Below are 26879 nucleotides of genomic sequence, written 5' to 3'. Positions count from 1 at the left end.
ACAGGTGGCTACTTCAAGGTAAAGAGTGGGCAGAATGTGTTTGAGAGTGGGGAAAATGTTGTTATGCCGAAATATAGTTTGCCTACTGCAAAGACACTTTATAGCCATAAAGTTAACTATAATTGGAATATAAGATCAGAAGGAACAAAAGAAATTTTTATTTTAGATAAGAAAAATAACAATCTTATAAAAACAAAAGCAGACCAGCTTGATATCGATAATAATTTAAGTTCTCTGCGATTTTATACTTCACAGGAAACAGACTTTACAGCATTAGCATTTAACTCGGATTATATTCATTTAAAGCAGGAAATATCTGATCCAGAAAATACGGATGAACTACTGGAAGAAGTCCTTAACGATGAAGATGAAAGTGATGATGTTTATACCGAAGGGGATTTTCATTGATGAGTAATCTGGTGACTATTACAACTAAATTTTATGATAAATCTGGGCGTTATATCATTAATCTTGAAGTCCAGTCCAGATATAAAAATTCATCAAAAGCCAATATGCAGAAAACCAATGATCAGGGAGTATTTGTATTTCAAGCCTCTCCAAATCGCACTATTGAGATTTTAGCTAGACCTTCTAAACAAAAAGATTTTACTGTATTTAAGACCATCAATTCTTCTGCTTTTTCATCACTAACTCATCCAGTTAGCGTTCAATTACCTAAAACAATTGATGAATATAGACAGGTCAGCCAATCTACGCCCGCCAAAGGAATCGTAAGTACAGTTTTTAAGATTGTAGACAGTAATGGAAAGGTTATGAAGAACTTTCCTGTTCAGTCGCGACCTAAGGGCAAACGAAATTCACCTGATAAATATACGAATAACGATGGCATTGTTGAAGTTTTATCATCTCCCAATCGTGATATAGAAGTTCTTGTGTTGACTTCTAATGATGAATTCGAACTTAAATTTTCGGATAATTCAGGTAATGGAACAGAACAACCGATCACAATCAAGTTAGATGAATCTTATGAGAGATTTAAAAGTATCACTACAATTAAAATTTTAGATCGAAATGGATGTGACTACATTGTCGAAAAGACAAATGTGGAGGTTCTTAATCTGAATACAAAGGAGAAAAACATCCATAGTACATCAGATGGAAAAATTCGTATAATTGGTATCGTTGGACAGAGTTATCAGCTTACTGTATATAAACCTGATGGCAAGCCGTTGAAGCCCCAATCGTATATGGCAACAAGAATAAAAAACAAACCTGTTGAGTTACATTTAGATGTCGATATAACGAAGGGAAATACAGCTGTAGATGAGCCTATTATTAATAGAAAAATAGAAAATAGTTTATGTACATGCAATCGAGATATTACTGATGAAGAGTTTCAGGTTGTAACAAAAAGTAAAACTGCTCTAGGCTTTCTAAAAGATTTAAATGAACAATTTAAAAAATTGGGAATGAATAATTGTTTGGAAAAAGCTCATTTTATTGCACACACATTGCATGAAACAGGAGGTTATTCTCTATTAGAGGAAGGGCTAAAAAAAGGTATTAAAGAAAAAGATGTATATGATGGTTACAAAGGTCGTGGTCTTATGCAAATTACTTATAAAAAAATTATGAAGCATATGGTCAAGCTGTAAATGAAAACTTTATAGATGGAAATAAATATAGGGTTGCTAACGAGCGTAACCATGCTGTAGGTTCAGCAGTATGGTATTGGCATCATTCAAAAGCAGGAAACCTATCTATTTTTGCTTTAAAAAATGATTTAATTGCCACAACATCTTTAATTAATGGTGGGTATAATGGATTTAATGACAGATTACAATATTACAAAAAATCTATATCTGCTTTTAATATAAAAAAATGTTCTAACTTAGAAAAAAGTATAATTAATCGGCTTGATGATTATACCTCTTTTGAGGAAAGTTATATTTATAGAAATAAAGCTGGTGAATCTTTTGGCTGGGGACTATGGAATGATCCTTTGGGTAAAAAGAAGGAAAAACAAAAAATATTGAAGAAGCAAAAAAGGGATACCAAAGGTTTTTGGAATTAAGTAAAAATATTGACTTTCCATTTGGTTACACAATAAATAAGAAAAAAGAGAAAATAAGTAGGAAAAGATATGGATATAGTGCAGATAGGGCTAAAGAATTTGCAAAAAATAGGATTGAAGAGCTATGAAGTCTAAGTATTTATTTTTATTTATTATTTTTTGGAGTGTCAATGTGTATGCAGAAGAAGATTTTTTTTGTTTCTCTAATGGAAAAAATCAATTTTATTAATTCCTAAAAATTATCCAGATATTAGTGAGGTTAGATATTATCCTTATTTGAAATCCATAAAGCTTTCTAAAGTTAGAAAAACAGAATATGGTGATGATGGAGGAGAGAATTCTGAAGTTTATTATACAATGAATGAAATTATTAATAAAAAAAATACTGGTAGTTATACTTTTATGTCACAAGGATATGCTGTATATACTGTAACTTATTTAAACTTTAGAACAAAAAAGGAGACTGCTTTTTCAAGATTATATGATTATGAAATTAAATTGAAAAATATTAATTGTTTGTAGTCAAGTCTTACTCTGTTTGGGCTATTGGAGAGAATATCGAACTGAATACCACCGATTTTGTAGGCGCCATTAAATTGGATAATATAGCTAATTAAAGAGGTATTTTATGTGTACTACCATCTATTTATTGATGAATTTTATGTTACATTGGAAATGGATTTTTTCAAAATTATGAGGTCATATGGATTAAGATAAACTTTGTATTTGCTAATAAATATATCAAAATTTTAGTGTTTATAATTCTCTTAGAAGTGGTAATAGTTTTGATTTTTTTAAAATATATTTTATTATTTATTTTATGTTGGTTTTTTTGTTGATATTTTTATTATTAGAAAAAGCTAAAATGAACCTATTTAAAGAAAATATTTTATTGGATTGAAAAATCCACTCTAAAAGAATAGAGCCGTTGATTAAAAAGCTATACTATTCACCTTATTTTTTGGCTTCACCTTATGTCCTTTCAAATTTGGATTGGCTTTATGCTCGCTTGTTGGGCCATTAGTATATCTCCAGGTGCAGGTGCTATTGCTTCAATGTCCAGTGGCTTAAATTATGGCTTTAGACATGGTTATTGGAACGCATTCGGTTTGCAACTTGCATTGGTCTTACAAATTCTGATCGTTGCAGCAGGTGTGGGTGTCCTTTTTGCCACGACACCTTGGGCATTTCTATTGGTGAAATGGTTTGGGGTGTTTTATTTATTATATCTTGCTTATAAACAGTGGATTGCTCCTGTACAGAATATCGAAATTAAACAGGACACTGTATATAAATCGCGCAGAATACTAATGCTTAATGGTTTTGTAGTGAATATGAGTAATCCTAAAGCCATCGTGTTTTTACTTGCAGTTTTGCCACAATTTCTAGATCTGAGTCGACCTCAATGGCTGCAATATCTGATTATGGCTGCCACTATGGTAAGTATCGACTTAATTGTCATGGCGGGTTATACAGGGCTAGCTGCCAGAGTTCTGAGCTTGCTTCGTTCACCAAAGCAGCAAAAATATTTAAATCGTAGTTTTGCGGTGATGTTTGGTGTAGCCGCCTTATTACTTAGTGCCCTGCATCAGAATATTTAAGAGTTGATTGCTTGATTTTGGATCGTCTTTATTTTTTGAACAATAAAAATTACAGCAAACAATAAAGCCATGCACAACACAATACTTAGACCGGTTGAAATATTAATCACCGCGCTTGACCATAGTCCAATGGTAACTCCGACCTGAGCACAGATAAATGCCCAAATTACCATCTGCTTTGGAGAGTTGGCTAAAAGTCGGGCAGTTAAGGCTGGAATGACCAATAACGCACCCATTAATAATGAGCCTACCGCACGTAATGCTAAAACGGTAAACAACGCGAGCAGTAGCATAAAGATTAAACGTTGCCATTTAGCATTAACGCCTTCACTCATGGCAATATCTGGATCAATGGCGATCTGGATTTGTGCTTGCCAAAAACGATATAGGACTGTCAAAGCTAAGCCAATAATCACGATAAAAATAGGTAAATCTTCCCAGCCAATAGCAAGTAAGTCACCAAATAGATAGCTTAATAATTCAGGGCGTAAACTTGGAATCTGTTGGATGAGTAATAGCCCTGAACATAGTAATGTTGCCGAGCAAAGTGCCAGTAATGCATCATTTGGTAGGCGAGGGTCGTGTAATACCCATAAGATCCCCACCAATAATAATGCGAGCATTGCCACCCCTAGCCAAAGTGGGAGCTGCAGAATACCTGCTACAGCGACACCAAGCAAAGTTCCATGTGCCATGGTATCGGCAAAAAAAGACATACGTCGCCAGAGCATCAAACAGCCTAAGGGAGCTGTTAAAAAAACCAGCAGACTCCCCATTGTCCAGGCAGGAAGCAGAAGTTGTAACCATTCCAGCATTGTTTAAGCTTCCGGTTCAGGGTGGATGTGAGGATGATTGATATGGGTGCAGGATTCAACATGATCGCCATGTGCACAATGATCGTGATGATGTTGATATGGAACACGCTGGCCGCCAAAAATTGCTAAATATTCTGGATGTTGCTGAACACTTTCAGGTAAACCACTACAGCAAATATGTTTATTCAGACAAACTACACGTTGAGTTCCTTGCATGACCCATTGAAGGTCATGGGAAACCATTAATACAGCACAGCCATAGCGTTCTGGTAAGCTGCGGACATATTCATAGAGTTCAGCTTCTGATTGAATATCCAGTCCTTGCATGGGTTCATCCAGAACCAGAATGTCAGGTTGACGCAATAATGCACGTGCTAGAAGCACCCGCTGTTTTTCACCCCCTGAGAGTTGTTGCACTTTGGCATCTTGTAATTTGGCGATGCCTGTATCACGAACAATCTCATTGCGTAATTCAGCTTCACATTTTTCCAGATCAAGTAAATCTTTTACTCGTAATGGTAAGCTGTGAGACGGATTAAACTTCTGCGGCACATAGGCCATTTTATTTTTTTTAGTTGTAATAACTTTCCCGCGTGAGGGGTGAACAATACCCAGCAAAACCTTAATCAGCGTAGATTTACCTGCACCATTGGGGCCAATCAGCGTGACGATTTCATTTTTATGCAATGAAAAGTCAACATTTTTGAGAATATCCCGATCATCCCGATGTACAGATACTTGATCCAGCCGAATCAGTTCTGGCATTAGTGTGACAGCTTGCTGCACTGTTGGCATTTTCCAGAAATCTCAATAATGGTGTGTTGGGCGTTAAAATGATCTGAATCTGCCAATTGATGAAGCTGTTGTAATAACCCTTCGGAAGAAGCTTCTTTGACCACATGGCACTCATTACAAATTAAAAATGCAGCTTGATGTCCTTCACGTGGATGGCAACAGGGAATATAAGCATTAATTGAGGTCAGGCGATGAATCAGTCCTTTTTCCAATAAAAAGTCAAGCGTCCGATAAACGGTAGGAGGCGCTGCAGGACGATCGGACGCACTCTTAATTTTCGCCAATAAATCATAAGCACCCATTGGACCAGAAGCATTGAGAATTAAAGCCAGAACTTCTTTACGCAAGGGTGTCAAACGTGCGCCTGTCGCAGCACAAAGACTTTCTGCTTCGGCTAGGCGTGCAGTAACATTCAGGTGATCATGCACACCGTGCAAGGCGTTATGATGTTCATGTGAACAAGCGCTCATAGGCAAACCTCATTATTTTATTGAATAGTAGCATGAAGTCATGCTGCTATCGAATAAGCGTAGGTATTTTTCAAAATTTGTTATATTATAACATGAGTTGTATATCTAGGTTCGATTTTGTTATGTTTCGTTTTGCGGTGTTTTGCCTTTTGTCCATTATGACGACACTTTCTTGGTCGCAAGCTCCTTTAGTGGTTGCAACACACCCTATTTATCTGATTGCCAAGGAAATCACGCAGGGCATAGAAGAGCCCCAACTACTTCTGGCTAATCAGTCTGGGCATGATATTCAGCTTACTCCAGCTCATCGCAAAGCCATTCAAGATGCATCACTGGTAATTTGGCTAGGTAAAGCTCATGAAGCGCCTTTGGCCAGTTTATTGCAAAATAATTCTAAAGCAATTTCGATTCTGGATTCGCAAATCGTCACAATCTTACCGCGTCGTAGTACCCGTAATGTGCCTTTAGACAATACTATCGATACGCATGTTTGGTTAGATCCAAATAATGCTGTGCGTATTGGTTTTTTTATTGCTGCATTACGCTCACAACAGCATCCTGAAAATAAGGCTAAATATTGGGAGAATGCTCGACGTTTTGCACAAGAGATGCTTGTTGCCAGTCAGGGTTATGAACGTAAATCTGTACAACCCTATTGGTCTTATCATGATGCTTATCAATATCTGGAACGTGCTCTGAATTTAAAATTTGCAGGTGCATTGACCGATGATCCGCATATCGCCGCTACTGCTTCCCAGCTTAAATATCTCAGTGATAACCGCCCTAAACAAAGCATGTGCCTTTTGGCCGAAGGAAATGCCAATCAAAATCAATACCGCATCTTGAATCCAATCGTATTTCAACGTGTAGATGAAAGCATGAATGAAGATCAGGAGTTTGTTGCGGCATGGAAGAAACTCGCCAGTCAAACCACAAAATGTGTCTTAAATGCAGGCAAATGAAATAGAAACCCACAACATGTATGCGATTCGACTATAAACGAATCATCTAAAAAAACACGACTTAGGTCGGTAAAAGATTGCATGTTCAGGGGTGTAACTCTATAATGCCTGCGATTAAAAACGATCATCAGCGTAATTTGTCAAGCATTCATGCTGTAAGTGGATAAACAATGAGCCGAACTAGTCGCTTGATTGACCGACGATTAGCGAAAGCTCTGGTCTTCTTACAAGCATTAATGATTCCTTTAGCTGCCATTATGGCGTGGCTTATACACGATCGTGTTGCCGCTATAAGTGCTGCTTTAGGAGCCTTGGTCTGCTGGCTTGCCAATCTATATTTTAGTTGGCAGTCATTTCGAACGGCAGGGGCTAGAGCTTCGAGACAGGTTCTATCGAACATGTATCGAGGTATGCTAGGGAAGTTCGGAATCGTGATCGTAGGTTTTATTTTGATTTTAAGCAATGTTAAACCGTTGTCTCCAGCGGCATTGTTTTGTGGTTTTATTCTCGTTCAGACCATGTCGTGGGTCGCTCCATTTTGGGTTTCACGTCTACAGAAACGAGTCTAAACACATCCAAAATTGAAGATTTTTTGAGGACTGCGAGATATCAGGCAGCGCGCGATATTCGTTTCCTTATTTAGTAATTGACATTGACCAGGTGTGATTTATGGCTGCTGAAGAACATGCCCTTACTTCGACCGAGTATATCAAGCATCACTTGACCAATTTGACCTATGGCAAAATGCCGGATGGGACTTGGAAATTGGCTGAGAATGCTGGAGAAGCTCAACAGATGGGGTTTTCTGCTATTCACTTGGATTCAATGGGTTGGTCAATCGGACTTGGCGTCATTTTTTGTTTGATTTTTTGGTGTGCTGCAAAAGCTGCGAAAGCAGATGTGCCATCAAAATTTCAATCAGCGATCGAAATGATTATCGAGTTTGTTGATTCCAGCGTTCGCGATACCTTTCATGGTAAATCACGTCTTATTGCACCATTGGCATTAACCATTTTTGTGTGGATTTTCCTCATGAACCTAATGGACTTAATTCCTGTTGACTGGATTCCGTATCTGGCTCAACACGTTGGTGCAAGTGTGTTTGGCATGGATCCTCATCATGTTTATTTTAAAATTGTTCCGTCTACAGATCCGAATATCACTTTAGGTATGTCGTTATCTGTATTCGTACTGATTTTGTTTTATAGCATTCGTGAGAAAGGCATTAGCGGTTTCGTTGGTGAATTGGCGCTTAACCCATTTAACCCAAGTAACCCAATTGCAAAAGCGTTACTTATTCCAGTGAATTTGATTCTGGAACTGGTAACTTTCCTTGCACGACCAATTTCATTGGCACTACGACTGTTTGGTAACATGTATGCAGGTGAGTTAATCTTCATCCTGATCGCGTTACTTCCTTTCTGGATTCAATGGGCGTTGTCTGTGCCTTGGGCGATCTTCCACATTCTTGTAATCACCTTGCAAGCATTTATTTTTATGATGCTAACCATCGTGTACTTGAGCATGGCAAGCGAAAAACATTAATGGTATTTGCCTAACTGTTAGGTTAACAGTTAGGTTTAATTTTTAGTTTAATTTGGTAATAACCTAACCTCTGAGGAATTTTTCATGGAACTCACTTTAGGTCTAGTTGCAATTGCATCTGCTATCTTGATCGCTTTCGGTGCTTTAGGTACAGCGATTGGTTTTGGTCTTTTGGGTGGTCGCTTTTTAGAAGCTGTTGCTCGTCAGCCTGAACTTGCTCCGCAACTTCAAACTCGTATGTTCTTAATCGCAGGTCTTCTTGATGCTGTGCCTATGATCGGTGTTGGTATTGGCTTGTTCTTCATCTTCGCTAATCCGTTTGTAGGTTAATCATCTTAATTCCTAAATCCACATATTGAGGAATTGCAATGAATATTAACCTCACATTGATTGGCCAAGCGATTGCATTTGCGATTTTTGTCGCATTCTGCATGAAGTTTGTTTGGCCACCACTAATCAATGCGATTAGTGAGCGTCAGCGTAAAATCGCTGATGGCTTAAATGCTGCTGAAAAAGCAAAAGCTGACCTTGCTGATGCACAATCACAAGTGAAAGCTGAATTAGATGCAGCAAAAGCACAAGCGGCTCAATTGATCGAACAAGCGAACCGTCGTGCAGCACAATTGGTCGAAGAAGCACGTACCCAGGCTGCGGCTGAAGGTGAGCGTATTCGTCAACAAGCGAAAGAAGCGGTTGACCAAGACATCAATTCTGCTCGCGAAGAATTACGTCAACAAGTAGCTGCCTTGGCAGTTGATGGCGCAGAGAAAATTCTGAACCAACAAGTTGACGCAGAAGCTCATAATGCCATGCTGACTCAGCTGGCTGCTAAACTTTAAGCGAGGGAAGTATGGCTGAACTCTTGACGTTGGCACGCCCGTACGCCAAAGCAGCATTTGCTTACGCTTCTGAGCAAGGTGCAACTGACAATTGGTCGAATGCGTTACAAGTGCTCAGTGCTGCGGTGCAAGACGAAGCATTTTCCGCTTATTTAAATCGCCCTGAGCTTACTCCTGTGGAGCAAGTTGGACTATTTACTAAAGTTTTAGGTGAAGAACAAACTCAGGCAGTGTCAAACTTTTTGACATTGCTTGCTGAAAATGATCGTTTGATTCTATTACCTGAGATTGCAGTAGAGTACGAGCAACTTAAATCACAGAATAGCAACACAGTGGATGTCGTAATTGAATCGGCATTTCCTTTAACTTCGGTGCAAGAGCAGTTATTAACGCATGCTTTAGAAAAGCGTTTTAATAGTTCTGTGGTTGTGTCAGTAGAAGTTAATCCTGCGCTTATTGCAGGTGTGGTTATTCGTGCAGGCGATCAAGTGATAGATGATTCTGCGCTTAACAAGCTTGAAAAAATGCGGACTCGTCTTCTTGCCTAACAGCAAAAAGACTGAACTTAAAAAAGATTGAGGAATAGCGCAATGCAACAACTGAATCCATCCGAGATCAGTGCGCTCATTAAACAGCGTATCGGAGATCTGGACACCAGCGCGACCGCTAAAAACGAAGGTACCATTGTTATGGTATCCGACGGTATCGTGCGCATTCACGGCCTTGCTGATGCAATGTACGGTGAAATGATCGAATTCGACGGCGGCTTATTTGGTATGGCACTGAACCTAGAACAGGATTCAGTGGGTGCCGTTGTTTTAGGTAACTACCTAAGCCTGCAAGAAGGTCAAAAAGCTCGTTGTACAGGTCGTGTATTAGAAGTTCCTGTTGGTCCTGAGCTTCTTGGCCGTGTGGTCGATGCTTTAGGTAACCCGATTGATGGTAAAGGCCCTATTGATGCTAAATTGACTGATAAAGTCGAAAAAGTAGCACCAGGTGTTATTTGGCGTCAATCAGTCGATCAACCTGTTCAAACTGGTTACAAATCAGTTGATACCATGATCCCTGTAGGTCGTGGTCAGCGTGAGTTGATCATTGGTGACCGTCAGACTGGTAAAACAGCAATGGCGATCGACGCGATTATCGCTCAGAAAAGTTCTGGCATTAAATGTGTGTACGTTGCAATTGGTCAAAAACAATCGACGATTGCTAACGTAGTACGCAAGCTAGAAGAAACGGGTGCTATGGCGTATACCACTGTTGTCGCTGCTGCGGCTGCTGATCCTGCTGCAATGCAGTATTTAGCTCCGTATTCTGGTTGTACAATGGGTGAATACTTCCGTGACCGCGGTGAAGATGCACTGATCATTTATGATGATTTGTCTAAGCAAGCAGTTGCTTACCGTCAAATTTCATTGCTTCTTCGTCGTCCACCAGGTCGTGAAGCGTATCCAGGTGACGTATTCTATCTTCACTCGCGTCTTCTTGAACGTGCTTCGCGCGTTTCTGCTGACTATGTTGAGAAGTTCACGAACGGCGCAGTAACAGGTCAAACTGGTTCTTTAACTGCATTACCGATCATTGAAACTCAAGCTGGTGACGTATCTGCATTCGTACCAACCAACGTAATTTCGATTACAGACGGTCAGATCTTCCTTGAAACATCATTATTCAACGCAGGTATCCGTCCTGCCGTGAACGCAGGTATTTCGGTATCTCGTGTTGGTGGTTCAGCTCAAACCAAGATCATCAAAAAATTGTCTGGTGGTATCCGTACCGCTCTAGCGCAATACCGTGAATTGGCTGCGTTTGCTCAGTTTGCTTCTGATCTTGATGAAGCAACTCGTAAACAACTTGAGCATGGTCAACGCGTAACTGAGTTAATGAAGCAAAAACAATATGCTCCTTACTCAATTGCTGATCAGGCTGTTTCTGTTTACGCGTCTAACGAAGGCTATATGGCTGACGTTGAAGTGAAAAAAATCGTAGACTTTGATGCTGCATTAATCGCGTATTTCCGTTCAGAACACGCTGCATTGATGCAAAAAATTGATGACACTGGTGATTATAACAAAGACATCGAAGCTGAAATCAAAGCGGGTATCGAGAACTTCAAAGCGACTCAAACTTACTAATTTTTTAGCTTAAGTTTGGTTCACGGAATCAACCCTTCGAAGGCTGTCAAAAGCCTTCGACGACTAGGTTAAGCGTATGGCAAATTTAAAAGAAATTCGCGCCAAAGTAGCTAGTATCAAATCGACGCAGAAAATCACGCGTGCGATGCAGATGGTAGCTGCTTCAAAAATGCGTCGTGCGCAAGAGCGCATGGCTCAGGGCCGTCCGTATGCCGAAAATATGCACCGTGTAATTGCTCATTTGGTACAAGCGAATCCTGAATATAAACACCGTTATATGGTTGAACGCCCAGTAAAGCGTGTTGGCTATATTATTGTGTCTTCAGATCGCGGTTTGGCTGGTGGTTTGAACATTAACCTGTTCAAAAAAGTGGTAAAACACGTTCAGCAGCAACAAGAGCAGTCAATTGAAGTTCAATTTGCTTTGATTGGTCAAAAAGCGGTTTCGTTTTTTAAAAACTACGGCGGTAAAGTACTTGGTGCCACTACCAACATTGGTGATACTCCAAGTCTGGAACAGTTAACTGGCTCCGTACAGGTGATGTTGGATGCTTTTGATAAAGGCGAGTTAGATCGTATTTATCTAGTATCAAATGGCTTTGTTAATGCCATGACTCAGAACCAGAAAGTAGAACAATTGGTTCCTTTGGCTGCGGCTGAAGAAAGCGAAAGTCTGAACCGTACTTATGGTTGGGACTATATCTATGAGCCTGAAGCTGAAGAGCTGCTCAACGGTTTATTGGTTCGCTACATTGAGTCAATGGTCTATCAGGGTGTGATTGAAAACATCGCATGTGAGCAGTCTGCACGTATGGTTGCAATGAAAGCAGCAACTGACAACGCGGGCGAACTGATCAAGAGCCTACAACTTATTTATAACAAGCTGCGTCAAGCCGCGATTACTCAGGAAATTTCTGAAATCGTTGGTGGTGCCGCTGCCGTTTAACATTATTAGTTTGAATTGAGGAGACAGCAATGAGTAGCGGTCATATCATTCAGATCATCGGCGCGGTTATCGACGTCGAGTTTGAGCGCAACAGCGTTCCTAAGATCTATGACGCTCTCCAAGTTGACGGTACTGAAACGACTTTGGAAGTTCAGCAACAACTTGGTGATGGTGTTGTTCGTACAATTGCGATGGGATCAACTGAAGGTCTTAAACGCGGTTTGAATGTAACAAATACCCATGCGCCAATCTCTGTACCAGTAGGTCCTGCGACTTTGGGTCGTATTATGGACGTTCTTGGTCGTCCGATTGATGAAGCAGGTCCAGTTGAAACTGAAGCGCGCTTACCGATTCACCGTCAAGCGCCTTCTTATGCTGAACAAGCGGCTTCTACTGATCTTTTGGAAACAGGTATTAAAGTCATCGACTTACTTTGCCCGTTTGCTAAAGGTGGTAAAGTTGGTTTGTTCGGTGGTGCGGGTGTCGGTAAAACCGTTAACATGATGGAGTTGATCAATAACATCGCGAAAGCACACTCAGGTTTATCTGTGTTTGCTGGTGTTGGTGAGCGTACTCGTGAAGGTAACGACTTCTATCACGAAATGAAAGATTCTAACGTTCTTGACAAAGTGGCTATGGTCTACGGTCAGATGAATGAGCCACCTGGTAACCGTCTACGTGTAGCGTTGACTGGCTTGACCATGGCGGAATATTTCCGTGATGAAAAAGACGAAAATGGTAAAGGTCGTGACGTACTTTTGTTCGTTGACAACATCTACCGTTATACACTTGCAGGTACTGAAGTATCAGCATTGTTAGGTCGTATGCCATCTGCGGTAGGTTATCAGCCTACACTTGCAGAGGAAATGGGTGTTCTTCAAGAGCGTATTACATCGACTAAATCTGGTTCGATCACTTCGATTCAGGCGGTTTATGTACCTGCGGATGACTTGACGGATCCATCTCCAGCGACTACGTTTGCTCATTTGGATGCAACAGTTGTATTGAGTCGTGATATCGCGTCTTCTGGTATTTATCCAGCGATCGATCCACTAGATTCAACTTCGCGTCAACTTGATCCATTGGTTGTTGGTGCTGAGCATTATGAAATTGCACGTTCTGTACAGAACATATTGCAACGTTATAAAGAGCTTAAAGACATCATTGCAATCTTGGGTATGGATGAGTTAGCAGAAGAAGATAAATTGGTTGTTTATCGTGCGCGTAAAATCCAGCGTTTCTTCTCTCAACCGTTCCACGTAGCCGAAGTATTTACTGGTGCTCCTGGTAAATTAGTACCGCTTAAAGAAACGATTCGTGGCTTTAAAGGTCTTCTTGCTGGTGAATACGATCACATCCCAGAACAAGCGTTCTATATGGTGGGTGGTATTGACGAAGTGATTGCTAAAGCAGAGAAACTTTAATTAGCAACCCTAATTTAGGAGATTCTCATGGCGACGATGCAATGTGACGTAGTCAGCGTTAAAGAGTCAATTTACTCTGGTACAGTGACCATGTTGATCGCAAAAGGTGCAGGTGGTGAGCTAGGTATTTTACCTGGACATGCACCACTGGTAACTTTGCTCCAACCGGGCCCGATTCGTGTTCAGTTGGAAAATGGTACAGAAGAAATTGTCTATGTATCAGGTGGTGTGCTTGAAGTTCAACCGCATGTTGTAACGATTCTTGCAGATACTGCAATTCGTGCCGACAATCTGGATGAAGCAGCAATTTTAGAAGCCCGTAAACAGGCTGAACAATTGCTTGCCAATCAAAAGAGCGATTTGGACTCTGCGGCTGCGCTTGCCTCTCTTTCTGAGATTGCAGGTCAGCTTGAAACCATCCGTAAAATGAAAAACCGTGCAATGTAAGTTGCCCGTTTTTGAAAAGCCACCGCAAGGTGGCTTTTTTTATGCTATAAGATTTAAAAATAGCAACAGAAAAATAGATCTACATGCAATTGATTGAAATTGAACCGCATTTCTGGGAGCTTTATCAGCAAGATAAGCAATTCTTTCTAAGTATTGCAATTGATTTAAGTTCTGTGGTGTCCTGTTGGGATCTTATTTTAACCGCTGAAGAAATATTGCTATATCAGACGGATGGCCGTGAGGCTATTTTGACACTAACTGAACAGTTCGTTGTACAAGTTTATCGTGGTGATTGTACAGGACTCGAACAGCGCATGGCTTCCTCTCAACAAAAGCAGATGATGAATAATACATTTAAGACATGGCAGAAACAAAATATGTAGATTTAAGTCGATTCAATTTTGACAATTTGTTATTCAACTGTAAATTCATCCAAAATCTAGCAAATAACCTACCAAATTCCAACCTTGATCATTTTATTGTTATCTATACTTGAGAACGGTTCTTAAAAACTTGAACAATTCTTAATTCTACAAAAACGGAGATAATAAAATGGGAAGCACAATGAAAGCTGCGGTTGTGACCGAATTTAATCAGCCGCTACAGATTAAGGATGTAGAAATTCCAAAAGTCAGTGCAGGCAAGGTTCTCGTCAAGATGATTGCCACAGGTGTGTGCCATACTGATTTACATGCAATGCATGGTGATTGGCCAATCAAACCAAGTTTGCCTTTTATTCCTGGGCATGAAGGGGTGGGGGAAGTCATAGAGATTGGTGCGGGTATTACACACCTTAAAGTTGGCGACAAAGTTGGCATCCCGTGGTTGTATTCGGCCTGTGGTCATTGTGACCATTGTTATGCTGGTTGGGAGACCTTATGTAAGGAACAGCAAAATTCAGGTTATTCGGTTAATGGAAGTTTTGCCGAATACTGTCTAGCCGATGGAGAATATGTCGGTGTGATTCCAGAGGGCGTGGATTTGCTCGAAATTGCCCCCATCCTGTGTGCAGGGGTAACAGTTTATAAAGGTCTGAAAATGACTGAAGCCAAAACAGGAGATTGGGTTGCGATTTCAGGCATTGGCGGCTTAGGCCATGTGGCAGTGCAATATGCCAAGACCATGGGCTTTAATGTAGTTGCTATTGACGTAGACGATAGCAAACTCGCGTTGGCAAAAGAATTAGGCGCAGATGTTACAATCAATGCTATCAAATCTGATGTAAAGCAAGAAGTAACCAAAGCCACAGGTGAAGGCTGTCATGGAGTATTGGTTACTGCTGTTTCACCAAAGGCTTTCGAGCAAGCGGTTTCGATTGTACGTCGTGGTGGCACAATGGTTCTAAATGGTTTACCACCAGGAAAATTTGATTTGTCGATTTTTGATATGGTACTGGATGGTATTACGGTTCGCGGTTCGATTGTCGGTACGCGACTGGATTTGAAAGAGGCACTGGATATTGCAGCGCGTGGTAAGGTGAAAGCCCATATTAGTGTCGAGCCATTAGAAAATATCAACGATATTTTTGATCGAATGGAACACGGTAAAATCGATGGCCGTATTGTGATTGATTTTAACAAATAGAGCGTTTCAAATCTCAATTGAATCATGCCCACTCTTTTAAGAGTGGGTTTTATTATCTGATGGATCAATTTCTGACGACATGTGGGATGTTTCGGATTGAGCTGAATCTGATTGGGGAATCATCATGGCTGCTAATTTTAACATTTCATTTTGAATGCTATTCATTTGCTGTTCAATGTGTTTAAAGTTGACCTGATCCCAGTTTACTTGTCCATTCAAAAATGGGCTTTTTAATACTTGCTGGTTGCTTTCGAGTAATTTTTGTCGAATATCTTCGATTTCCTGACTTTTTAAATTCAAACCCTTTAATGCCTGAGTGAAACCTTTGAGTTGATGTTGCAAAGTTGTGGCTGTTTCTTGGAGATGCGTACTATCTTTTTCCTGTATAGCCTGTTGTAGCTCAGTTTGAGATTGTTTTAGCTGCTGAATATAGTCGCCTGCACGAAGTTGCATCTCTGCGACATCCCGTGCGATATAAAAAAAGTTTCCAGTTTTAAAGTCAGTAGTTGGCGCTTCTATAGCATCATGATCTGTTGCGGTATTTTCTTGTGTTCTTTCAGCAGAGGGATGATCACAACCTGAAAGTATAATTGTACAAAAGAGTAGAGGGAAAAAGATTTTTAGCATGGGAAAAGTCCTAAAAATTAGGATGAAATTAACTTAAGCGTCACTATAAGCCAGAAAAACAATAGGAATACAAAAAGCTGCAAAAAGAGAAGGTGTTGTTATAGAAAGCACAAAGTCATGAAGACCTTGTGCTTTTAGACTTTACTTGGCTAATTCGGCTTGGATTGCATCGGTTAGGCGCGGATCATCCGCAGTAATATCAGGTGCAAAACGTGCTACTACTTCGCCTTTTTTATTAATCAGGAATTTCTCAAAATTCCATAGTACTTCAGGTTTTGGATTCGGGGTCAGACCATATTCGACTAAATCTTGCCACCAAGGACCCTCACCGATACGTTCGGGTTGTGCAGAGATTAAGGTTTGGTAAAGAGGATGTTTATTTTCGCCTGCAACAGAGATTTTAGAGAATAATGGAAAATGAACATCATAACTTAGCGAGCAAAATTGCTGAATTTCATTATCTGTGCCTGGCTCTTGCTCTAGAAAATTATTGGCTGGAAAACCCAAAATTTCCAGACCGTGCTCTTTTTGTGCCTGATACAGTTTTTCCAGTCCTTCATATTGTGGTGTCAGGCCACATTTAGAGGCGACATTGACAATCAAAAGTACCTTGCCTTGGTATTGATTTAATGACGTATCTTCCCCTGAAATGGTTTTGACTGGTATGTCATAAACTGAATTGCTCATAAAAATCCTTAAATAAAATAAAGAAAAAAGTGATGTCTTGTTTTAAGGAGATTTATGCAGAAAGGCAAGTGGCTAGCTTGGGATTTCTGTGCAAAAACAGTGAAGATCTTCGTACTAAATGAAATTTATTTCATTTGTAAGGGTGTTTGGCCGGTATAGCGTTTAAAAAACTCGATAAAACTGGAACTATGCTGGTAGCCAAGATCCAGTGCAATACGTTTAATCGCACTGCCTTGCTGGATTTGTCCAATAGCGTAAACGATTTTGGCGCGATTACGCCACTCGGATAAAGATAAATGCAATTCCTGCTGACTGAGACGCAAGGCATGGCGTTCGCTGATTTGAAAATTTTCTAAAATCTGTTGCAAACTTTGGTCAAAAGATTGACGTTGCCCCAATTGATCCAGAATAGGCGCCAAGATAGGATTTGTTGTTTGTGGTAGGTAATGATCATAACAATCTGCTGCGAGCATTTGATCCAATAACACTTGTAATAAATGCTGATATTCTGCCAAGTCCGGTTGGGATTGATGATGTAATAATTCTTTAACGAGTGCATGAAAAAAGGGGCGAATTTCAAGCGTCTTGGGACTGGTATTAAAATATGCGCATAACTCCGGATGCACACGGATACAAATAAAATGGGTCGGCTGCTCAACTGCAATACAAAAATGGCTAGTTTGTGGCGGTAACCACAAACCATAATTCGGTGGAGCAAGAAACGTTCGCTCACCCACCTGAATTTCCAGAATGCCATTTAAACTAAAATTAAAATCACCCCACACGGAAGAATGTGGGCAGATACTGTCATGTGGATGGAAAAAAAATTCATTAATTTCCAGTTTTTGTGCCAGATTCTGTGAAGGGGTGATTAGGTCAGTCATGCTTCATTGTCACAGGTGATTTTTGGATTATTTAAACCTTTAGCTAATGTGAAAATAGACAACAGTGCTAAAAGAATAAAACTCAGTACCCCATAAATTAGAATATTTTCATTGAAATGATCAACTACAAAACCGCCTAGAAGCGATCCACTCGCGATCATGACTTGAAATAATCCTACAAATAAAGGCATGCCTTTCTCAACTGCCTGAGGTGCATGTACAAACATCCAAATATTGGCTGATGTCGGAAATGCACCAAAAGCAAACCCCCATAAGGCAGTTAAAACAAATGCCCCTGTTTCATGAATCGCAAATACAGGAAATCCAAAGAATACAATGGCGAAGCATATGCCAACAAAAGCCAGTGTATAGCGAATATTTAAATTGCCGCTATACCCCGCAAATGCATTGCCAAAAACACCTGCAATACCATAGAGCAATAACAACATGCCAATGGTCGTACCATCAAAACCCGCAATATGTTTGAAAAATGGTGCAAGATAACTATAAGCACAAAAATGCGCTAATCCGATAAGGAGTATGATTAACATCCCACTTCGTGCTTTGGGAATGCGAAGTAGAGCAGGCAGATCACGTAAATGGATGGCTGAATCAGGTCGAAGTTTCGGTAAAAAGATGAGCTGAATTAAGAATACGGCAAAACCAATGACCGCAGTGATTGCAAATGCACTACGCCATCCATAAAACTCACTCAACCATGTGCCAATAGGGACGCCCAACACAGTTGCCAATGTCACACCCGCCATAACGACGGCTGTTGCTTTAGAGATGGGCAAGCTTGCCGGAGCCAGTTTGCCACTTAGAGCAATTGCGGTCGCCCAAAAGCCACCAATTGAAATCCCCAGAATTAACCGGCTCACGAGCAGAAGATTAAAACTATCAGCGATTGCAGTAATACTATTGGCAACCACCATGACCAATGTTAATAAAATTAGAACATAACGACGATCTAACTGTTTCATTGCCACAGGAAGTAAGGGCGCTGCAAAAGCAGCCATTACGCCAGGAAGAGTAATAATTAACCCTGCTGTACCTGTTGAAATTTTCAAATCGCTGGCAACACTATTGAGTACGCCAATAGGTAAAAATTCGCTGGTAACCAAAGCAAATGCGGCAATTGAAACGGCTAGTATGGCCAGCCAGCTGCCTTGTGTAACAGGATTAGGTGGAGTGGTAGGAGAGCTATCCATTGAATTTCAACCTTATGTCTAGAGATGAAAAATCGTGCTAATTTATTTTGTAGTGATCACTATGAAAATAAAAATAGTTGAAAAAATATGTGACGTCAATTAATTTAATAATGATTGTTATAAAAATAGCTGTGAGCTTTATGACAAAATTGGATAATACATTGATGATGGATGAGTTGACTGAGTTACCCAAAAAAAAACGGGGTCGACCAAAATGCTTTAATGAAGAGCAGGCCTTGCAAAAAGCTATGTTGCTGTTTTGGGAGCATGGCTATGAGGCAACTTCGATTAATGATTTAACACAGGCGCTTGAAATCACAGCCCCAAGTCTCTACAGTAGTTTTGGTGATAAAACCACATTATTTTATAAAAGTATTGATTATTATTTGGCACATGAAGCCTGCCCGATCGAATCGATTTTTACACAAGCACGGACGGCAAAAATCGCATTTGAACTATTTTTGTATGACAATATCAAACGTTTAATGCAGCCAAACAAACCAAAGGGTTGTATGTTGATTACCGCGGCCATGAATGGTTCGGAACAAACACAGGATGTACAACATAATTTGCTAGAAAAACGTTTAGCCACCAAACAAAAATTATGTGAACGGCTACAACAGGGCGTTCGGGAGGGTGATCTCTCTAATGCCGCACCCATAGCGACAATGACAGATTTTTATTGCACGGTGATTCAGGGCTTAACTGTACAGGCAAGGGACGGTGCTAATATTGATGAGCTGAATCAGGTCGTTGAACATGCCATGAAAGCATGGGATCTATTTGAAACTTGATCGATATGGATGTCCAATGTACTGTATAAATGTCTGAAATACGATATTTCAATTTAATTCGACATTGCTCACAATATATCCCACGCTATTCGATTCGAGTTGACTCATGAAAGACGTTGCAAAAGTACATTGGTGGGCATTTTTATTGCCAATGCTTGCAGTATTAATCTGGTCATTAAATATTACGGTAACACGCTATGCAGCAGATCTGATCTCACCTGTCAGTATTAGTTTTTATCGCTGGTTGATTGCTTTTATTATACTTACCCCTTTTATGCTGCCACAAGTATGGAAGCAGCGCATGCTGGTGCGTCGTCATTTGGGGCAACTGGCAATATTAAGTGCATTTGGAATGGTGTTATATCAGGGGCTGGCCTATAGTGCGGCGCATTATACGACGGCGACTAATATGGGCATCATCAATGCCTTTATTCCAGTATTCACCATTTTTGTGTCGATGTTTATCTTAAAAGATATTCCCAATAAATTTGCTGTGATTGGCAGTTTGATTTCTTTCTTTGGTCTGATCTATGTGATGAGTCAGGGACATCTTACCAGCTTGTTAAACAGTGGCGGGCATTTGGGGGATGGCATTATGGTCATTGCCGTTTTTTTCTATGCCTTTTATGGGGTGTTTTTAAAGAAATGGCAGTTACAGATTCCATTATTGATTAGTTTGTATGTCCAAATCGGGTTTGCCCTGATTTATCATTTACCCTTTGTTGCATGGTTGGGACTAGATGCTATTAATATCCAGAATGGGCCAAGTGTTTTTTATGCAGGTCTTTTTCCATCATTGGTTGCACCTTTGGTCTGGATGGTGGCAGTACAACAGATTGGGCCAAATCGTACCAGTATTTTTATGAATTTGATGCCTGTATTTACTGCGATTATTGCCAGTATGTGGTTGTCTGAACAGTGGACCATCTATCATACGCTTGGTGGAATCATGATCTTGGTGGGTATTGTTCTCGCGCAGAAGAAAACTCCTGCAAAGGCAGCGCAGTTACTTCGGAATTAGAAATACGATTTTGAAGCAGGTGTGGGTCTAGATGTTCCACACTTGTGCAAAACAATTGTTATGATAAAAAAATTACTTTTTGGCGCGATTATTGCGACGTAAGAAAAAGTAGCATCTGCTAAAAAATTTTATTCTAACAATTTGATTATTATAAATTTTATTTTTAATTTAAAGAATGATCTATTCTGCTTTTTGTATAACCTTTATTTAAAAATGATCAATTAAAAATATTAAACTAAATGTTGGCGCAAACGTTGCATTTTACCTCTATGTCTTCTGGAAAATAGATCATTGCGATTCGAGCAATTTTATTTTCTGGCGTTTATACCATAACAAAATTGGGGTAATGCGATGTCTATTGAAATGAACAAAAATCCAAATACGTTACGCGATCAAAGCCCACAGGGTTTATTTTCAAAATTATTCTCAAAATTTAAAAAGACTGCATTTTGTGCAGCCAGTAGTGGTTTACTCACCGTAGGGGCTCTATCGACAACAGCAACAATGGTGACTACAGCTTATGCGGCTGATCCACTCAAAGCAGCCTTTGTTTATATTGGCCCGCCAGGTGATCATGGCTGGACATATGCACATGACCAATCTCGCATTCGCACAGAAAAAGATCTGAAAGGAGCGGTAAAAACGACCTTTGTTGCCAACGTGCCTGAAACAGGAGATGCGGAGCGAGTATTTCGTAATCTAGCGCAGCAAGGCAATAAAGTAATCTTCGGAACTTCATTTGGCTATATGAATGCGATGGAAAAAGTTTCACGTACTTATCCGAATACCGTATTTATGCATGCGACGGGCTATAAGTCTGGCAAGAATATGGGCAACTATAATATTCGTACCTATCAAGGGGCGTATTTACTGGGTGTATTGGCGGGAAGCAAAAGTAAGACCAATAAAATCGGCTTTGTCGGTTCTTATCCCATTCCAGAAGTAGTGCGTAATATCAATGCATTTACCATTGGCGCGCGTAGCGTTAATCCAAAAATCACGACACAGGTGGTTTGGGTGAGTTCATGGTTTGATCCGGGTAAAGAACGTGATGCTGCATTGGCCTTGATTTCACAAGGTTGTGATGTGTTATTACAAAATACTGATTCGCCAGCAGTTGTTCAGGCAGCCAAACAAAAAGGTGTTTGGGGATTAGGTTGGAACTCAGATATGGGTAAATTTGGTGGCGATGCACAATTGGGTGCGGCAGTACTACATTGGGATCCGATTTACGACAAAGTGCTGAAAGATGTCGCTGCGAAAAAATGGAGCAATACACCGATCTATTATGGTGTAAAAGAAGGTACGGTCAATGTAGAAAATATTGGAACAGCGGTCTCTGCGGATGCCAAAAAGATGGTATTAGCTCGTCGTGATGCGATTAAAGCAGGCAAATTGAATCCATTTGCAGGTCCTCTATATACACAGGCGGGTAAAGAATTTGTCAAGGCAGGCAGTGCTTATACCGAAGCGCAACTCGACAAAATGAACTTCTATGTACAAGGTGTGCAAGGTGTATTGCCAAAATAAAAATTGGGCAAAGTGGTTTAAGTTATATTGAGGAAAATGGGCATGATCACAGGTCAATGGACTCCGTTAGTCCCTTCTATACTGATCGAAACGGGTGAGGTAGAGCAGGTTTTGGTGAGGGATAAAGATGTTGCTGTCTGGCGTTCCATGCAGGGTCATGTTCAAATCTGGGAAAACCGTTGTCCACATCGTAGTGTGCGTTTAAGTTTGGGACAGGTACGGGGTGAAAGTCTGGTCTGTGCCTATCATGGCTGGCAGTTTGCCGCAGAAGATGGGCTTTGTCAGCGTATTCCTGCTCAGCCTGAACAGCGCGCACCGAAAAGTTTATGTGCAAGAGCTTATGCCGTCATGGAAAATTCAGGCCTGATTTGGTATGGCGAAGATACTCCTCCTGATATTGATCCTTTATTTAAGGAAATACAATCAGTCTATGCAGGGTCTGTCACTATCTCGGTCACACTGTCTCAAGTACAAGATTATTTATTGGAAGCGGGTTTGACTGAATGCGCTATGCACAATGGATTGAGTTGGCGAGATGATGCAGCAGATCGCACATTGCGTATTTATCTCACGCCGACACAGACCAATGTTGTGACGGTACATGCCATGTTATCACAAAGAGCAAAGCCTACCCAATGTCATCCGTTATTAAGACAGATGCGAGAAAATCTGGAGTCGGAGAAACTCAGCCATGCCTAATACACAGCAGTATTCTCAGATGATTTCATCTAGTTTGTTGGGTGAATGGATCGTGGTTGCTTCAGAGCAGGAATTCGTTCAGTGCCAGCAGATAAAAACATGTCTGGATGGACAAACTTTAAGTATCCATCGAGATATCATCAATGGTGTCCATGTTTATCAGGTGAAGTTCGATTCACTCGATGTAGACATGTTGAATTTGGCTGTGCAAGTGGCTTTTGGTTTTGTATGGTTATGTGTCGGAACTGAAAAAAAACCATTATTTCAGCTTGATGAATATGAAGTTGCAGAAGCACGCCGTGTGCCGTGTGGTGCTTACGGGGTACGCACATCACCACTACGGGGCATAGAAAATTTTCTGGATATGGCACATTTCCCGTATGTCCATACAGGTATATTGGGAGCTGAACCAGAAACTGCAGTCAAACCCTATCAAGTTGAATGGCGTGAAGATGTCGATGAAATCTGGGCAACAGAGTGTTTTTTTACTCAACCACTTGCCGCACCGAGTTCACCTCAGCCGCAGGAAACTGAATATGTCTATCGCGTTGCTTCCCCCTTAAACGCGATTTTATATAAAGTGAATACTGCGGCTGAGGGGATTATTCCAGCTGATGTAGTGTGTCTTTTCATTCAACCCCTGAGTGAAACTCATATTCGGGCGCATTTACTGATGATTTTGGATGATCAGACGAGCAGCATGACCGATATGGTCTTATTTCAACAGAAAATTTTTACTCAGGACAAACCGATTCTGGAAAATCATGTGCCTTTAAAACTTCCTTTGGAAAAACTGGAAATTCCGACGAAAGCTGATGCACTAGCGACTGCATATCGCAAATGGCTGATCACCAAGAATTGGAGCTATGGCGTACATAAAAGCATGCAAACGGAGCAAGTGGTATGAACGTAAATCTATCAAGATTGCCTCTAAATTTTGCCGATGATCCATTATCGACAGATTGCTATAGCGTACGTTTGTTACTTGAGTTTTTACAACTTCCTTATCAGTCTGTATATGCAGATGTTGAGCAATTCGATAATAAATTTGAATCGCCAGTTTTATTAGATTCTTCTTCAAACATGTCTGGGCTGATGTTCATTTTTCAATATTTAGTTGAATTAACAGGAACACAATCTCAATGGATACCAGTTTATTTGTCATCGCAAATACAGGAGTGGCATGATTTTAATGAAAAACTCAAACTGAGTTTGGGGCGATTACGTCAGGCCAGTCTGGCAATGGATCAATTTTTGACAGATGAAAAAAGACTATTTAAGCAGGCAGCGGAGCAGTTGCGTGAGCTGGATGATTATTTATGTGAGCAAACCATTTGCGGACACCGATATTTGTTGGGTGGGCAACTGACGGCCGCTGACTTGATTGTATTTCCTCAAGTTGCATTGGCTTGGGATGCGGGTGTAAGTTTGCTGCCTTTTTTACACATTCGTCGTTGGATAAACCATATTCGCCATCAACCAAAATTTATTCCGATGGCTGGTTTATTGGCTATCAACTGAGATAAATCGTAAAAAACTGTTTTTATTTTAATCATTATGAATCGTTCTGTCTTATTGTAGGTTAGAGATGGTATAAATTTTGCCTATAGACTCGGGTTATCTTAGATAAGGACAGATTGGTGATTCATCCTACAAATAAATGGGAAGCATTAGACGCACATTTGTTGCAAGTTTTATATGTGCTTTTAACAGAAAAAAGTGTGTCTAATGCAGCCAAACGACTGAATCAATCACAACCTGCCATTAGTACCGCTTTAAAAAAATTAAGGGAAATCACAGGTGATCAGCTTTTGGTGCGTAGCCGCAACGGCATGACTCCTACTGAACGTGGTTTATCCTTACTTGAGCCAGTGAGTCAGGTATTAAGCCAGCTTGAATTAATTGCCACCCAACAAGTTAATTTTGACCCAGCACAATCGCGTCAGGTATTTAATCTGGCAGCATCGGATTATTTAAACCCTATCGCGATTGGTGAAATTCTTCGCAGGATTCATGTAGAAGCACCGCATTGCACGGTCATTATGCATTCCATGGGACATAATGTAGATTATGCCCACGCATTGGAAAGTGGTATGTACGATGCGGTGATTGGTAACTGGCCACAGCCTCCTGAATATTTACGACTTGCTCCATTGTTCGAGGATGAAGTGGTCTGTTTGATGCGTAAGTCGCATCCTCTGGCGCATAAGACCCTGTCGATGGATGATTATCTTAATGCTGATCATATTGCTCCAACACCTTATACTGTAGGGCAACGCGGAGTCATCGATTTACATTTATCCAAAGAGCGCCTAAAACGTAATATTGTGGCATTTATTCCGTACTTTGGAATGATTCCTTATATGCTGCTACAACTTGACGCGATTTTTTCTGCTCCGCGCTCATTTTCTCGCCATTATAGTGCATTATTGCCTTTGACTATTTCTGATGCGCCCATCCAGTTTCCCAAAATTTCTTATTATCTACTTTGGCACGAACGTCAGCATCGTTCTCCTGAGTTTCGCTGGTTCAGAGAGTTGGTGATTTCGGTTCTGAGAAACGATAGTCATGTGGTCAATTAACGAATATCTAAGCTCATTCTCTCAATCGCTTAAGCTTAAGCACAGGAAGATAACATTTATTTTCCTGCGCTGAATTCTGTCTGTGCTTTCATGACATCGGTTCAAAAACAATCATTTTATTGTTTATATCTGTTTTAACATAAGCAACATTGCACATTTTTAATATGCCAATCTTTGGTAGGAAATTTGCCTTTATCACAGGGTCAGATCGTTTTGCATTGGGGCAAACGTGATTTTTGAAAAGCCATCATTATGAGTCTTGAGATGAATACTGTGAGCTTTGATCTTGAGAAAATGATAAGGGGAAATGTGCAATGAAAGTATTACAACAAGGTAATGCATTAAAAACGCTAATGACTGCTATGGCGACTATTCTGGGGGGAATTGGAACCATGCAATCTGTACAGGCTGCCATATGGAGCGATACGTCTATTGGGTGGCGTTACGGATCACAATTTGCAGAACCGTATAAAAACGATTCAGATGGCAGTCGTACGGATATCACCAAACAAATTTTTAACCTGACCCATGCCAGTGGTGATAAGTACGGTTCAAATTTCTTTAATGTCGATTTACTTCAGTCAGATGATGAACCGAATAGCACTCAATCCAATGATAAAGGGACTCAGGAAGCCTATGTGGTCATTCGTCGTTATCTGGATGCTGGCGCCATTACTAAGACAAATTTATCTGTACCGGGCTACATTCGTGGTGCGGGTTTAACATTGGGGCTGGACTGGAACACTAAAAATGATAGTTATGGTTCAAAAAAACGTATGTGGGTGGTAGGGCCAACTATTCAATTTGATGTGCCTGGTTTTCTAGATTTTAGCGTATTGGCATTATTTGAAAGTAATGATCCTTCATCAGATACCCCGCGATTTGGGTATTCTTCGGGTCGTTATACCTATGACACTCATGCTGCTGCACAGTTTACATGGGGTATTCCAATTGGAAAAACACCGCTATCTTTTGAGGGATATGCACTTTGGATTGATTCAAAAGGAAAAAATGAGTCTGGGGGTGATACAAAAGCTGAAACTCATATTGATGCACGTGTGATGTATGACTTGAGCCCAGTTATTGGGTTAAAAGGCAGCAAGTTACGCGCAGGCGCAGGCTATGAGTATTGGAAAAATAAATTTGGCAATGACACCGATGGCTTTGCAGGAAAAGGTGCCACAGCCAGCACACCAATGGTTCGGGTTGACTATCATTTTTAAAAATATCGTGAATGATGCAGATA

The 26879-nt window shown here is 40.4% G+C and carries 28 protein-coding genes and 2 pseudogenes; 23 read left to right on the top strand and 7 right to left on the bottom strand.

Annotation, left to right across the window (positions count from 1 at the left end; genetic code table 11):
* The 3 genes and pseudogenes from IAE19_RS15955 to IAE19_RS15945 form a co-directional block, all read left to right on the top strand.
* Window positions 1-408: pseudogene (locus IAE19_RS15955) on the top strand (type VI secretion system tip protein VgrG); the annotation flags it as partial.
* A pseudogene (locus IAE19_RS15950) lies at window positions 408-1308 on the top strand (glycoside hydrolase family 19); the annotation flags it as partial. The pseudogenes IAE19_RS15955 and IAE19_RS15950, both read left to right, overlap by 1 nt.
* A 1701-nt stretch (window positions 1309-3009) precedes the next feature.
* Window positions 3010-3636, top strand: coding sequence for a LysE family transporter (locus IAE19_RS15945; protein WP_200461894.1), 627 nt, complete (start codon window positions 3010-3012; stop codon window positions 3634-3636).
* Here the strand turns inward: IAE19_RS15945 and znuB are convergent.
* The 3 genes from znuB to IAE19_RS15930 are packed head-to-tail and all read right to left on the bottom strand — an operon-like array spanning window position 3633 to window position 5716.
* A complete protein-coding gene (znuB, locus tag IAE19_RS15940; protein WP_200461893.1) occupies window positions 3633-4451 on the bottom strand; it encodes a metal ABC transporter permease in 819 nt (272 codons plus the stop codon). The genes IAE19_RS15945 and znuB overlap by 4 nt on opposite strands.
* A 3-nt stretch (window positions 4452-4454) precedes the next feature.
* Complete coding sequence (gene znuC, locus IAE19_RS15935) at window positions 4455-5246, bottom strand: metal ABC transporter ATP-binding protein (RefSeq protein WP_200461892.1); 792 nt, start codon at window positions 5244-5246, stop codon at window positions 4455-4457.
* Window positions 5216-5716, bottom strand: coding sequence for a transcriptional repressor (locus IAE19_RS15930; protein WP_200461891.1), 501 nt, complete (start codon window positions 5714-5716; stop codon window positions 5216-5218). Before IAE19_RS15930 ends, znuC begins: the two co-directional genes overlap by 31 nt.
* A gap of 122 nt (window positions 5717-5838) precedes the next feature.
* On the opposite strand from IAE19_RS15930, the gene IAE19_RS15925 reads away from it, so the two are divergent.
* The 12 genes from IAE19_RS15925 (at window position 5839) to adhP (ending at window position 15598) form a co-directional block, all read left to right on the top strand.
* The gene (locus IAE19_RS15925; RefSeq protein ID WP_200461890.1) at window positions 5839-6678 is read left to right on the top strand and encodes a metal ABC transporter solute-binding protein, Zn/Mn family; all 840 of its coding nucleotides are present in this window, start codon (window positions 5839-5841) and stop codon (window positions 6676-6678) included.
* A gap of 170 nt (window positions 6679-6848) precedes the next feature.
* Window positions 6849-7247, top strand: coding sequence for an ATP synthase subunit I (locus tag IAE19_RS15920; RefSeq protein ID WP_200461889.1), 399 nt, complete (start codon window positions 6849-6851; stop codon window positions 7245-7247).
* 100 nt (window positions 7248-7347) lie between these two features.
* Window positions 7348-8223 carry a F0F1 ATP synthase subunit A gene (atpB, locus tag IAE19_RS15915; protein ID WP_200461888.1) on the top strand — a complete coding sequence of 292 codons (876 nt, stop codon included), beginning with the start codon at window positions 7348-7350 and terminating at the stop codon, window positions 8221-8223.
* Window positions 8224-8307: 84 nt separating this feature from the next.
* Window positions 8308-8553, top strand: coding sequence for a F0F1 ATP synthase subunit C (gene atpE, locus IAE19_RS15910; protein ID WP_000424060.1), 246 nt, complete (start codon window positions 8308-8310; stop codon window positions 8551-8553).
* Window positions 8554-8591: 38 nt separating this feature from the next.
* A complete protein-coding gene (locus IAE19_RS15905) occupies window positions 8592-9062 on the top strand; it encodes a F0F1 ATP synthase subunit B (protein ID WP_004985627.1) in 471 nt (156 codons plus the stop codon).
* 11 nt (window positions 9063-9073) lie between these two features.
* Window positions 9074-9610 (top strand): F0F1 ATP synthase subunit delta, encoded by a 537-nt coding sequence (locus tag IAE19_RS15900; RefSeq protein WP_200461887.1) that lies wholly within the window; start codon window positions 9074-9076, stop codon window positions 9608-9610.
* A 42-nt stretch (window positions 9611-9652) separates the two neighbouring features.
* The gene (gene atpA, locus IAE19_RS15895) at window positions 9653-11197 is read left to right on the top strand and encodes a F0F1 ATP synthase subunit alpha (RefSeq protein WP_200461886.1); all 1545 of its coding nucleotides are present in this window, start codon (window positions 9653-9655) and stop codon (window positions 11195-11197) included.
* Between the two features lie 76 nt (window positions 11198-11273).
* Window positions 11274-12143, top strand: coding sequence for a F0F1 ATP synthase subunit gamma (gene atpG, locus IAE19_RS15890; protein WP_004985623.1), 870 nt, complete (start codon window positions 11274-11276; stop codon window positions 12141-12143).
* A gap of 29 nt (window positions 12144-12172) precedes the next feature.
* A complete protein-coding gene (gene atpD / locus IAE19_RS15885; RefSeq protein ID WP_200461885.1) occupies window positions 12173-13567 on the top strand; it encodes a F0F1 ATP synthase subunit beta in 1395 nt (464 codons plus the stop codon).
* Window positions 13568-13594: 27 nt separating this feature from the next.
* Complete coding sequence (locus IAE19_RS15880) at window positions 13595-14014, top strand: F0F1 ATP synthase subunit epsilon (RefSeq protein ID WP_200461884.1); 420 nt, start codon at window positions 13595-13597, stop codon at window positions 14012-14014.
* An 83-nt stretch (window positions 14015-14097) separates the two neighbouring features.
* On the top strand, window positions 14098-14397 hold the full coding sequence (locus IAE19_RS15875) for a hypothetical protein (protein ID WP_200461883.1): 300 nt from the start codon (window positions 14098-14100) through the stop codon (window positions 14395-14397).
* Window positions 14398-14566: 169 nt separating this feature from the next.
* A complete protein-coding gene (gene adhP / locus IAE19_RS15870) occupies window positions 14567-15598 on the top strand; it encodes an alcohol dehydrogenase AdhP (protein WP_200461882.1) in 1032 nt (343 codons plus the stop codon).
* Between the two features lie 36 nt (window positions 15599-15634).
* Here adhP and IAE19_RS15865 read toward each other — a convergent pair whose 3' ends face one another.
* The 4 genes from IAE19_RS15865 to IAE19_RS15850 form a co-directional block, all read right to left on the bottom strand.
* Entirely contained in the window at window positions 15635-16225 is a 591-nt protein-coding gene (locus IAE19_RS15865; protein ID WP_227612302.1) for a hypothetical protein, read from the bottom strand.
* A 141-nt stretch (window positions 16226-16366) separates the two neighbouring features.
* A complete protein-coding gene (locus IAE19_RS15860) occupies window positions 16367-16912 on the bottom strand; it encodes a glutathione peroxidase (protein WP_200461881.1) in 546 nt (181 codons plus the stop codon).
* 125 nt (window positions 16913-17037) lie between these two features.
* Complete coding sequence (locus tag IAE19_RS15855) at window positions 17038-17796, bottom strand: AraC family transcriptional regulator (RefSeq protein ID WP_200461880.1); 759 nt, start codon at window positions 17794-17796, stop codon at window positions 17038-17040.
* Complete coding sequence (locus IAE19_RS15850) at window positions 17793-19007, bottom strand: MFS transporter (protein WP_200461879.1); 1215 nt, start codon at window positions 19005-19007, stop codon at window positions 17793-17795. Before IAE19_RS15850 ends, IAE19_RS15855 begins: the two co-directional genes overlap by 4 nt.
* A 140-nt stretch (window positions 19008-19147) precedes the next feature.
* Here IAE19_RS15850 and IAE19_RS15845 point away from each other — a divergent pair, with 140 nt between their 5' ends.
* From IAE19_RS15845 to IAE19_RS15810, 8 genes are all read left to right on the top strand, one after another.
* Window positions 19148-19801: a TetR/AcrR family transcriptional regulator gene (locus IAE19_RS15845; protein ID WP_200461878.1), complete on the top strand. Its 654-nt coding sequence runs from the start codon at window positions 19148-19150 to the stop codon at window positions 19799-19801.
* A 106-nt stretch (window positions 19802-19907) separates the two neighbouring features.
* Window positions 19908-20822 (top strand): DMT family transporter, encoded by a 915-nt coding sequence (locus IAE19_RS15840; protein WP_200461877.1) that lies wholly within the window; start codon window positions 19908-19910, stop codon window positions 20820-20822.
* 351 nt (window positions 20823-21173) lie between these two features.
* The gene (locus tag IAE19_RS15835) at window positions 21174-22352 is read left to right on the top strand and encodes a BMP family ABC transporter substrate-binding protein (RefSeq protein WP_200461876.1); all 1179 of its coding nucleotides are present in this window, start codon (window positions 21174-21176) and stop codon (window positions 22350-22352) included.
* Window positions 22353-22394: 42 nt separating this feature from the next.
* Window positions 22395-23051 carry a Rieske 2Fe-2S domain-containing protein gene (locus tag IAE19_RS15830; protein ID WP_200461875.1) on the top strand — a complete coding sequence of 219 codons (657 nt, stop codon included), beginning with the start codon at window positions 22395-22397 and terminating at the stop codon, window positions 23049-23051.
* Window positions 23044-23958 carry an aromatic ring-hydroxylating dioxygenase subunit alpha gene (locus tag IAE19_RS15825; protein WP_200461874.1) on the top strand — a complete coding sequence of 305 codons (915 nt, stop codon included), beginning with the start codon at window positions 23044-23046 and terminating at the stop codon, window positions 23956-23958. The genes IAE19_RS15830 and IAE19_RS15825 overlap by 8 nt, the downstream gene beginning before the upstream one ends.
* A complete protein-coding gene (locus IAE19_RS15820; RefSeq protein WP_200461873.1) occupies window positions 23955-24572 on the top strand; it encodes a glutathione S-transferase family protein in 618 nt (205 codons plus the stop codon). The genes IAE19_RS15825 and IAE19_RS15820 overlap by 4 nt, the downstream gene beginning before the upstream one ends.
* A gap of 119 nt (window positions 24573-24691) precedes the next feature.
* Window positions 24692-25633: a LysR substrate-binding domain-containing protein gene (locus tag IAE19_RS15815; protein WP_200461872.1), complete on the top strand. Its 942-nt coding sequence runs from the start codon at window positions 24692-24694 to the stop codon at window positions 25631-25633.
* Window positions 25634-25947: 314 nt separating this feature from the next.
* On the top strand, window positions 25948-26856 hold the full coding sequence (locus IAE19_RS15810) for an outer envelope protein (RefSeq protein ID WP_200461871.1): 909 nt from the start codon (window positions 25948-25950) through the stop codon (window positions 26854-26856).
* Window positions 26857-26879 lie beyond the last annotated feature (23 nt).

Source organism: Acinetobacter sp. S40, assembly GCF_016624705.1.
GTDB lineage: Bacteria > Pseudomonadota > Gammaproteobacteria > Pseudomonadales > Moraxellaceae > Acinetobacter.
The sequence above is the reverse complement of the archived record's forward strand: the minus strand, read 5'-3'. Positions and strand labels throughout refer to the sequence as shown.